Here is a 10099-nt window from a genome sequence, read left to right as displayed (position 1 = left end):
ATATAAACTTATCAATTCTTATTATTTCATCTGCAATCATTATCATATTAATATTATATCATTTAAGGGGGTTTTCTTAAACTATTTCATTTTATGAACTAAATTTTTGAAATTTGCAAATAATTAGATTTATCCTATAATTATCTTAGTAAAAGAAAATGTAAAGGAGACTTAATGAAATTTATTTCTTGGAACATAGATTCTCTAAATGCTGCCCTAACCAGCGATTCCAAAAGAGCAGTAATGAGTAGAGATGTTCTATTAACTATAAAAAACGAAAACCCTGATGTAATAGCCCTTCAAGAGACCAAGCTTCCAGCAAATGGACCTAGCAAAAAGCATATCGAAAAGCTTAGTGAATTCTTCCCTGAGTATGATTATGTATGGATTTCCTCAAGGCCAACTGCTAGAAAGTCCTATGCGGGAACTATGACCCTCTACAAAAAGGGCCTCGATGTAAAGGAGTCCTTCCCAGAAATTGGCGCACCAGATACGATGGATCTTGAGGGTAGAATTCTTACCCTAGAGTTTGAGGACTTCTACTTTACCCAAGTCTACACACCTAATGCAGGTGGCGAGCTTAAGAGACTTCCTCTAAGAGAAGAATGGGATAAGCTTTTTGCAGACTACCTAGCAGAGCTTGATAAAACAAAGCCTGTAATAGCCACAGGGGATTTTAACGTTGCCCATGAAGAAATCGACCTTGCTCACCCTGATACCAACCACATGTCAGCAGGCTTTACAGATGAAGAGAGAAGAGGCTTTACTAATCTTTTAAATAGGGGATTTACAGATACCTTTAGACATCTTAACAAGGACCTTGAAGGAGCCTACACCTGGTGGGCCCAAAGAGTTAAGACAAGCAAGATCAACAACTCCGGCTGGAGGATCGATTACTTCCTTGTGTCTGATAGACTTATGGAAGATGTTATAGATTCTACAATAATAGATTCTGGAGACAGACAAGATCATACGCCGATAATGCTTGAAATTAAATAAGAAAAATCGTCCCTCTTGGGAAGCTAGATTTAATAAATCCTAGTAAGCTCCAAGATTTGGGACGATTTTTATTTGTTAATATCGTTTCATCAAAACTTTCTTAGCTTAAGGATAAGACTACAATATCATTTATCCTTGTTAAAATTTTCTTACATGAGGATAGGAATTATCTTTTTAAGGAAGTTAAAAATTCTCATTATTAAAAATCCGCAGGTAAGCTATCTTACCCACGGATTCTATAGTTCTATTTATTTTTTGGCTCGATTTTGTCCTTACCGCCCATATACATTTGAAGTGGCCCAGGAATTTTCACGCTTCCGTCTTCTTGGATTAAGTTTTCTAGGAAGGCTATTAGCATTCTTGGTGGAGCTACTACAGTGTTATTTAGGGTATGAGCAAAGTAAGTTCCATTCTCTCCCCTTAGTCTAATACCGAGTCTTCTAGCTTGAGCATCTCCTAGGTTTGAGCAGCTTCCTACTTCGAAGTATTTCTTTTGTCTTGGGCTCCATGCTTCTACGTCACATGATTTAACCTTAAGGTCTGCCAAGTCTCCTGAGCAACATTCTAGGGTTCTTACTGGAATCTCTAGGCTTCTAAAGAAGTCAACTGTGTTTTTCCATAATTCATTGTAAAGGGTTTTGGAATCTTCTGGCTTACAGATTATTACCATCTCTTGTTTTTCGAATTGGTGGATTCTGTAAACTCCACGTTCTTCTATACCGTGAGCTCCTACTTCTTTTCTAAAACATGGTGAGTAAGAAGTCATTCTTAGTGGCATTTTTTCTTCTTCATTGATTGTATTGATAAACTTACCAATCATTGAGTGCTCACTTGTACCGATTAGATAGAGGTCCTCTCCCTCGATCTTATACATCATATCTTCCATTTCAGCAAAGCTCATTACTCCAGTAACCACATCAGATCTAATCATAAATGGTGGAATATAGTAGGTATATCCTCGATCGATCATGAAGTCTCTCGCATAAGAAAGAATAGCTGAGTGAAGTCTTGCTATATCTCCTCTTAGATAGTAGAAACCTGCTCCTGATGTATCTCTTGCGGCATCTAGGTCTACCCCATCGAAGGCATCCATGATGTCGATGTGATAAGGTACGTCATAGTCAGGAACGATAGGCTCGCCGAATTTTTCTATTTCGACATTTTCTGTATCATCTTTTCCTATAGGTACACTATCGTCGATGATTTGTGGGATTACTTGCATTCTCTTTTTAACTTCTTTGCCGTACTCTTCAGTCTTGGCTTCGATATCAGTTAGCTTGTCGTTAATCTCCTTAACGTGAGCTTTAGCTTCTTCTGCTTCATCTTTTTTGCCTTGACCCATTAGAGCGCCGATTTCTTTACTTGTCTTATTTCTTTCACTTCTTAAGTTATCTCCCTCAGTCTTGAAAGATCTAAGCTTTTCATCAAGTTCTAAGACTTCGTCAACTAGGACTAGCTTTTCGTCTTGGTATTTCTTCTTGATGTTTTCTTTTACAAGTTCTGGATTTTCTCTAAGTAATTTAATATCAATCATAATTTCTCCTTTAAACAATATAAAAAGACCCTCCCCAATTGGGACGAAGGTCTCGTGGTGCCACCCAAATTATGCAAATATCTTTGCCTTAATTCATATATGCTCAAAGCTAGATTCACTAGTTCCGGTCAAGAGATTTCCACCAGCCATCTCCTCTCTGTCTGCCTTTCCTAGCTACTAGGGCCTTTCCTCGCACTATTCAATTAGTAATATTATACAATAAAGATTTAATTTCTCAACATCTCTATTTTAGGATTTTATTTTTAATCTTAATGTAAATTTAACTACTTTGTGCTATAATTATTAAGTTAAGAATGGAGTTAGTAATGAAAAAGAATTTGTATAATGTAACTATGCTCAAGGCCCTAAGCCTTATAGCCGTTTCAATCTACCATCTTCTAAGCCATAGGCTTTCCGGAGGTTTTCTTGGTGTGATTATTTTTATGATCATATCTGGATTTTTCCTTGAAAGGGCCTCTGGGAAAACTAAAAGCGAAGATGATATTAGAATCTATCTTAAAAAAATAAAGGCACGAATCCTAAAGATTATGTCGCCCCTCTGGACTGTAGTCGCAATTTCTCTCTTATTTGCCTTGATTTTTGCAAGAGAAGTCTTCGATGACAGTATCCTAAGCTCTCTTTCTACGATTTTTGCAGTAGAAAACATCAGGGCAATTGTTAAGGGAATTTCCTACTTCGATAGGAGTGGTAATTTCAACCTCTTTACCCATTTGTGGTACATCTCTGTCTATATCCAGGTCGTGATAATTTATTATCTTATAGATTACCTAATAAATAAGTTTGACCTTGAAGATAAAAGGCTTACTATTTTTGCTGCTGGCACGCTAATATCTACTATGATTAGCTACTATCTCTCCTTTACTAAGGCTCCTGTTATAAGGATTTACTATGGGACAGATACGAGAATCTCAGCATTTTTTATTGGAGTTTGTGCGAATATCCTCTACAGGGAAAATAAAGCTAGGATAAAGGGCATAGATCATAAGAAGCTAGCAAGGATTTTATTAATTCCAATCGTCCTTCCCTTTTTCTTTATCAACGGGAAAAGCCTTTGGATCTACAGGACATTCTTCCTTGCCTATGAACTAATAGTAGCTTTGTTTTTACTCCTAATCTACGATATGGAAATAAAAAATCACATAGCCTACAGGAAGCAGAAACCTATATTTAAGTTTATGATTTGGCTAGGCGATAGGTCCTACTACTATTATTTATGGCAGTATATAATCCAAGTATTTTTCACCTACTTTTTAAGGGCCAGGATAGAAAATAGGATTTTGTTTTACGGCTTAGAGCTAATAGTCCTTGTCATAATTGCTGAAATTTCCTATCAAGTTCGTTTCGCTAATAAGAAGTTTAGGAGTAAGAAGCTTATAGGAAGTCTTCTTCTAATTATAATATTAAATATTATCTCCCTTGCTATTGGAAATAAAAAGCAAGAAGATATGGATGAATTTAAGAAAAACTTCTCTCAAAATCAAGAAGAAATCAAAAAGAGAAATGAAGATGCAAAAAAAATTAAAACAAAAGCTAATTCAGAGAAAAATACCAGTAAGGAAAAGGAAAATCCAAACTTTAAAGAAAAAGCTTACGACGATTTCAATTTTACAGATAAGGAGCTTTCCTACCTTAAGGGAATTTCTATAACTGCTGTGGGAGATTCTGTCCTTATGAATGTCGATTCCTACCTAAGAGACTACGTCCCAAATCTATATCTTGATGGAGAAGTCGGTAGGGATATGCCTGAGGGTCCTGATAGGCTTATGGCAATCAAAAACGATATTGGATTGAATAACATAATCCTCGTTGGACTTGGCTCAAACGGATCTGCAAATGATTCAGACATGGAGGCTATTATGGACATAGCTGACGGCAGGGATGTATATTTTGTAAACACCAGCCATCTTGAATCATATATGGACCAGGTAAACAAAAACATCAAAGCCTTCACCGACAGTCACGATAAGGCTCATCTTGTCGACTGGAGGTCTTTCGTAAAGGATAGGGATGATCTACTAGCAGTAGACAGGGTCCATCCAAATGTCGAGGGAAGTACCGACTATGCTGAGTTGATCTTAAGGAAAATATTAAATGTAAACAAGGTTGAATCTTAGGGCAAAATTTCAAATTTTGCTCTTTTTTATATCTCTACTCTTTACTTTATATAAAAACATAGTTATAATCTTAGTAGTCTTTAATCTCTGTCCTAGATCTCACAAATGGAGATACTAGATAAAGAGTTTAAGTGAAGAATGTTTCTAGCATCATTGATGCAAATGAACGGTATCTATATGAACCGTATCGGAGGTAATTATGAACAAAAAATCAATCAGTAGCAGAAAGCTTGTGACGGCGGCAATGCTCGGTGCAATCACCATAGTACTTAGCCTAACTCCACTCGGTCTAATCCCTTTAGGTTTTATCAATGCGACAACCATGCACATACCTGTAATCATCGGAGCAATAGCTGAAGGTCCTGTAGTAGGAGCCCTAGTAGGATTAATCTTTGGTGTTTCGTCTTTACTAAACGCCCTACTAAGAAATCCTAGTCCAGTTTCTTTTGTCTTCTACAATCCTTTAATTTCAGTTCTTCCAAGAGTTCTAATAGGAGTAACTAGCTACTATGCTTACAAGGCTTGTCAAAACATAGGAGATAAAAAGTTAAAGAATCTTTCCAAAATTTTGTGGATTGCTATCTCTATAGGTCTTATCTACCTACTCTATAAGAATATTACCGAAGGAAAGTCTCTTCTAAATATTATCTTTGTAATAATTCTTCTAGCTCTCGTTATAGGCCTATTCATGTATTCTAGAAAATCTAAGAAAGATTTCCCAATAGCAATTGGCGCTTTCGTAGGTTCTATGACCAACACTATCCTAGTCCTTGGAGGAATCTACTTAATATATGCCGAAAGCTATGTCAAAACCCTAGGCCTACCAATGGATAGTGCAAGGTCAGCCATACTAGGAGTTACAATTACAAGTGGTATACCAGAGGCCATACTTTCTGTTATACTTTCAACAGCAGTAATCAAGGCCCTCAAATCATCAAGGAGATAAAATGCTTTTAGCTATTGATATAGAAAATAGAAATACGGACTTTGGAGTCTTTGATAAGGACAAACTTAAAGCAAGTTTTAGCCTATCTAGCATTAAGGATAGGTCAGCAAGCGAACTTTCCCTTATAATCAAATATCTTTTGCTAGACGAAGGAATAAAGCTTTCTGATATATCTGATATCATAATTTCTTCAGTCGTCCCAGAACTTGATAAGACCTATATGGATATTGCTTATAAAATTTCAAAGAAAAAACCTTACTATGTATCTGCAGGACTTAAGACAGGAATTAATATCAAATACGACAATCCCAAAGACGTAGGAAGCGATAGGATCATAAGGGCAGTAGGAAGTAAAAACAGGTCTGATAAAAATATTATAATAGTCCAAGCGTCCACAATAACTACTATAGACTATATCAATAACAAGAAGGAATTTCTTGGAGGAGCGATAATGCCTGGCATAGACCTCTTCCAAGAAGCCCTGGTGAGGGAAAGTGCCAAGCTCCCTCAGGTTGAAATTGTAAAAGTAGAGAAAATCTTGGGCAAATCTACGACTAAGGCCATGCAAAACGGCATATATTATTCCTACAAAAAGTCAGTAGAAGCCATTATCGAAGAAATTATTGGACAAAATAAACTCGATAAGGAAAATACAGATATAGTCTTAAGTGGAGAATATGCAGATTACTTAGATTTCAAAGACTATAAGATCAAATCTATAGCAAACTTAGGTCTTTTGGGACTTAAAGATATATACGAACTAAATACAAAATAACGAGGAAATAGATTAACTTTCCTCGTCTTTTAATTTTGATAACTATTGAATTTTCGAATTACCCAACAAATTTCAGCTTATAAATTAGAAAAGATACCTGCAAGATTAAAATTATAGGGAGGTCTGCCATAAACTTCTTGTGGCGGGTCTTATGTCTTATTAACTTCATTGTAATATACATAGAAACTGCCCCGCCCAGAGCCCCTATCAGTAAGAGTACATTTTCCCTTATGCGATTTTTCCTAAATTTCTTGCTTGCTATCTTATCATAAATTGTAAGGATTATTCCAAGTATGTTGATAGATATTAGATAAATTAGAACTTCTCTTTTCATAAGATTAATTTAACTACTTTTGTCCAAGGCTTTCTACCTTTTTCAAAAATCTTTCCTAGAGCTTTTATTCTCTCAAAGAAAGACCGAGCCCTGGGTATATAGGCTTTGACCTAGGATTTTCCGTAGTCTAACTTTATTCTTAGCTTTAGCCTCCAGCAGATAATTTTCCTATTGACCCATAGCTATAAAAGACTAATCCAAGCAAGCATTTACTCAGATTAGTCTTTCCTAGGGAGTTTTTATATCATATGTTTTAGTAAATATTCTCTGTCATAATCAATTAGCACAGAGATTGGTATATCTAGGACTGTCTTTGCTCCATAAGATTTTTCTTTGTATAACTTATAGACAGCCTTTCCATAAGCTAGGGCTACAGCTGCAGTAAAGTCTGGATTTCTATCAAGATCCAGGATAAATTCCATCCTTGCTCTTTGATCTTTTGCATTCTCACCTTCTCTTATGACTCTTCCCCCATGAGGCATGCCCTTATGGTTTTTGTTTAAGTCTTCTTGGCTTACGAAGTTTACCCTGGTCTCATAGCCTTCGAAGTAGTCAGGCATGGTCTTTATTTTTCTTTCGATTATCTCTTTATCGGCTCCATCTTCTACTACTACAAAGACTTCTCTAAGGTGAGCCTTTTGCGGAGTAAATTCTGGCTCAAGCCCCTCCCTTACACTTTCTAAGAAGTCTTCTCTTGGAATTGTGTATTGGGCCGCATCCTTTACTCCTTCAATGGCTCTTACAGCGGCAGAGTGGCCCTGGCTTATACCCTTGCCCCAAAAGGTGTAGGTTTTTGCCTTTGGTAGGACAGCTTCAAAAAGAGTTCTCGCTAGGGAAAATAAACCCGGATCCCAGCCTGTTGATATTAGAGAAACTTTCTCGCTTTCTTTTGCAATTTTATCCATCTTTTGATAGTAATCGTAGATGTGCTTGTGGTTGTCGAAGCAATCAATAGTATTAAAATCTCTAACAAGCTCTGGCCCTTGGATTTCTATATCATGATCGGATGAACCACAGAGGAACAATATATCTATCTTATCCTTGTAGTCTTTGATATCACCATATCTTTTAACTTCTAGATTTCCCTCAATTTCTCTTCTTGAAAAGTATCCTACAAGCTCCATCTTATCCGACTCATCTACTAGATAGCCCAGGCTTTTCCCCAAATTTCCATAACCAACTATTCCTACTCTTATCATTTTCTCTCCTATTTATCTAAGACATCAGATATTTGATATCTGCCCTTTTCTTTTCCTACAATGAAGCTTGCTGCCTTCAAGGCTCCCTTGGCAAATATTTTCTTGCTAGCTGCATGGTGGCTTAGGCTTAAGACTTCATCTTCTCCTGCAAATACCACCATATGGTCTCCACTAATTGTGCCAGCCCTTAGGGAAGACATGCCAACTTCATTTTTTTCTCTTGCTTTATTTTCTGAAAATCTATCGTATTTTTCTACTAATTTCCCATCTCTTCCCTCATTAACGGCGGAGAAAAGCATCTTGGCAGTTCCACTTGGGGCGTCCTTCTTGTATTTGTGATGGGCTTCTACAATTTCTATATCGAAGTCATCCAAAAGTCCAGCGAGCTCTTTGGCTACTTTTAGCATAATATTAATACCAATGGAGTAGTTTCCAGACTGAACTAGGGCGATTTTCTCACTTGCTTCATCGATCTTCTTAAAATCTTCATCTGTGTATCCGGTAGTAGCTAGGACTAACTTCAGATTGTTTCCTTTAGCATAGGCCAAAATCGGATCTAGGAGGTCTCTTGAGGAGAAATCTATTATGACATCTGCCTCTTCTTTAATTTTTGAAAAGGAATCATAGATTGGAAAATTTCCTTCCTCTTCCTTTTCAGCAATCCCTGCTACTATTTGGTATTCCAAGCTTTTACTAACAAGCTCTGCTACAGTCTCTCCCATAGCTCCAGATGCTCCTACTAAGATAATTTTTATCATAGAACACCTAGTTTCTTTAGTTCATCTTCCAAAAGCTCTGCTGTCTCATTGCTTGCTGGGCTTAGGGGAAGTCTCATGTAATTATCAGAAATTCCTAAAAGTCTCATCGCTTCTTTTACAGGAACTGGATTTACCTCATTGAACAAGGCTTCTATTAGATTAATATATTTTACTTGGGAAAAACCTGCATCCTTTTCTCTTCCTTCAAGATAATCGTGAACCATCTCGCTAGTTTCCTTTGGCAAGATATTGCTTAGGACAGATATCACTCCGCATCCTCCAACTGACATGAGAGGAACTATAAGGTCGTCATTTCCTGAATATATGGCAAAGTCTTCATCTACCAAGCTTTTGACCTTTATCGTATAGTGGAGGTCTCCTGTGGCATCCTTTATTCCTACTATGTTTTTTATTTTTGAAAGCTCCCCTACAAGTTCTGGATCGATATTTACTCCAGTTCTTGAAGGGACATTGTAGAGAATGATTGGCTTTGTACTTTCCTCAGCTATGGTCTTGAAATGCTTGTAAAGTCCTTCCCTATTTGCCTTATTATAATAAGGAGTTACCACTAGAAGGGCGTCTACTCCTTCTATCTCGCTAACTTCTTTGGAAAACTCGGCCGCTTCTTTGGTATTATTTGACCCCGTCCCAACTATAATTGGAAGTCGTCCTCCGACTTTTTCTATAGTAAAATTAATTAAATCGAGTTTTTCTTTCTTATCCATTGTGGCTGCTTCTGCCGTAGTTCCACAAACAACAAGTCCGTCTACCTTATTTTCTACTTGGTAGGCCAAAAGCTTGTCATAGGCTTCATAATCAATCGTCAAATCTTTCTTGAATGGTGTTGCTAGCGCTGTAGCTACTCCCCTAAAAATCATTGTTAACCCCCATTAGTATTTCTGCATTCATAACTGCATTAGTTGCAGCTCCCTTTCTAATATTATCAGCTATAATCCAAATATTAAGTCCGTTTTCGATAGAATCATCCTTCCTAATTCTTCCTACATAGACATCGTCTGTTCCAGTAGCCATTGTAGGTATTGGATATATTTCTTCTTTGATATCGTCTACAACCTTAATTCCTGGAAAACTTTCCAAATCTTTTCTTAATTCATCAAGGTCAAATGGATTTTTAAGAGATAGGTTGCAAGATACACCGTGTGAATTTTCTACTGGAACCCTTACTGCTGTAGCGGTTATCTTTAGTGATGGATCTTCGAGGATTTTCCTTGTCTCATTTACCATCTTCATCTCTTCTTTGGTGTAGCCATTATCTTCGAAAACGTCGATCTGGGCTAGGACGTTGTTGGCTATCTTGTATTTCCATTTCTTGTTTGTCTTGTTGTAAAGGTCTTCTAGTGCAAGCTCTCCTCCACCACTTACTGCCTGGTAGGTGTTATAGACAATTCTGTCAATCCC

The 10099-nt window shown here is 37.0% G+C and carries 10 protein-coding genes; 4 read left to right on the top strand and 6 right to left on the bottom strand.

Annotation, left to right across the window (positions count from 1 at the left end; all coding sequences use genetic code 11):
* Positions 1-174 precede the first annotated feature (174 nt).
* Positions 175-999 carry an exodeoxyribonuclease III gene (locus MRZ08_RS00195; protein WP_290878584.1) on the top strand — a complete coding sequence of 275 codons (825 nt, stop codon included), beginning with the start codon at positions 175-177 and terminating at the stop codon, positions 997-999.
* Positions 1000-1243: 244 nt separating this feature from the next.
* Here the strand turns inward: MRZ08_RS00195 and serS are convergent, their stop codons facing one another.
* On the bottom strand, positions 1244-2533 hold the full coding sequence (serS, locus tag MRZ08_RS00190; RefSeq protein ID WP_290878582.1) for a serine--tRNA ligase: 1290 nt from the start codon (positions 2531-2533) through the stop codon (positions 1244-1246).
* Between the two features lie 326 nt (positions 2534-2859).
* Between serS and MRZ08_RS00185 the strand changes: the two genes are divergently transcribed.
* From MRZ08_RS00185 to MRZ08_RS00175, 3 genes are all read left to right on the top strand, one after another.
* Positions 2860-4668: an acyltransferase family protein gene (locus tag MRZ08_RS00185; protein WP_290878580.1), complete on the top strand. Its 1809-nt coding sequence runs from the start codon at positions 2860-2862 to the stop codon at positions 4666-4668.
* A gap of 199 nt (positions 4669-4867) precedes the next feature.
* On the top strand, positions 4868-5614 hold the full coding sequence (locus MRZ08_RS00180) for an ECF transporter S component (protein WP_290878578.1): 747 nt from the start codon (positions 4868-4870) through the stop codon (positions 5612-5614).
* 1 nt (position 5615) lies between these two features.
* Positions 5616-6389 (top strand): type III pantothenate kinase, encoded by a 774-nt coding sequence (locus MRZ08_RS00175; protein ID WP_290878576.1) that lies wholly within the window; start codon positions 5616-5618, stop codon positions 6387-6389.
* Between the two features lie 58 nt (positions 6390-6447).
* Here the strand turns inward: MRZ08_RS00175 and MRZ08_RS00170 are convergent, their stop codons facing one another.
* From MRZ08_RS00170 to MRZ08_RS00150, 5 genes are all read right to left on the bottom strand, one after another.
* Positions 6448-6723: a DUF1294 domain-containing protein gene (locus MRZ08_RS00170; RefSeq protein ID WP_290878575.1), complete on the bottom strand. Its 276-nt coding sequence runs from the start codon at positions 6721-6723 to the stop codon at positions 6448-6450.
* Between the two features lie 239 nt (positions 6724-6962).
* Positions 6963-7922: a diaminopimelate dehydrogenase gene (locus tag MRZ08_RS00165; protein WP_290878573.1), complete on the bottom strand. Its 960-nt coding sequence runs from the start codon at positions 7920-7922 to the stop codon at positions 6963-6965.
* Between the two features lie 8 nt (positions 7923-7930).
* The gene (gene dapB / locus MRZ08_RS00160) at positions 7931-8680 is read right to left on the bottom strand and encodes a 4-hydroxy-tetrahydrodipicolinate reductase (protein WP_290878571.1); all 750 of its coding nucleotides are present in this window, start codon (positions 8678-8680) and stop codon (positions 7931-7933) included.
* Positions 8677-9558, bottom strand: a complete 882-nt coding sequence (gene dapA, locus MRZ08_RS00155) for a 4-hydroxy-tetrahydrodipicolinate synthase (protein ID WP_290878569.1) — start codon at positions 9556-9558, stop codon at positions 8677-8679. Before dapA ends, dapB begins: the two co-directional genes overlap by 4 nt.
* Positions 9548-10099 (bottom strand): Asd/ArgC dimerization domain-containing protein (locus MRZ08_RS00150; protein WP_290878567.1); only part of this gene is annotated, 552 nt, incomplete at its 5' end. The genes MRZ08_RS00150 and dapA, both read right to left, overlap by 11 nt.

It is taken from the genome of Anaerococcus sp., assembly GCF_022770135.1.
Classification (GTDB): domain Bacteria; phylum Bacillota; class Clostridia; order Tissierellales; family Peptoniphilaceae; genus Anaerococcus.
Note: the sequence above shows the minus strand (reverse complement) of the source record. Positions and strands in the feature narration are given on the sequence as shown.

Coding starts and splice junctions, on each gene's coding strand:
- dapA (WP_290878569.1), bottom strand. CDS start 9,558: ATGATTTTTAGGGGAGTAGCTACAGCGCTAGCAACACCATTCAAGAAA.
- dapB (WP_290878571.1), bottom strand. CDS start 8,680: ATGATAAAAATTATCTTAGTAGGAGCATCTGGAGCTATGGGAGAGACT.
- MRZ08_RS00175 (WP_290878576.1), top strand. CDS start 5,616: ATGCTTTTAGCTATTGATATAGAAAATAGAAATACGGACTTTGGAGTC.
- serS (WP_290878582.1), bottom strand. CDS start 2,533: ATGATTGATATTAAATTACTTAGAGAAAATCCAGAACTTGTAAAAGAA.
- MRZ08_RS00195 (WP_290878584.1), top strand. CDS start 175: ATGAAATTTATTTCTTGGAACATAGATTCTCTAAATGCTGCCCTAACC.
- MRZ08_RS00170 (WP_290878575.1), bottom strand. CDS start 6,723: ATGAAAAGAGAAGTTCTAATTTATCTAATATCTATCAACATACTTGGA.
- MRZ08_RS00185 (WP_290878580.1), top strand. CDS start 2,860: ATGAAAAAGAATTTGTATAATGTAACTATGCTCAAGGCCCTAAGCCTT.
- MRZ08_RS00165 (WP_290878573.1), bottom strand. CDS start 7,922: ATGATAAGAGTAGGAATAGTTGGTTATGGAAATTTGGGGAAAAGCCTG.
- MRZ08_RS00180 (WP_290878578.1), top strand. CDS start 4,868: ATGAACAAAAAATCAATCAGTAGCAGAAAGCTTGTGACGGCGGCAATG.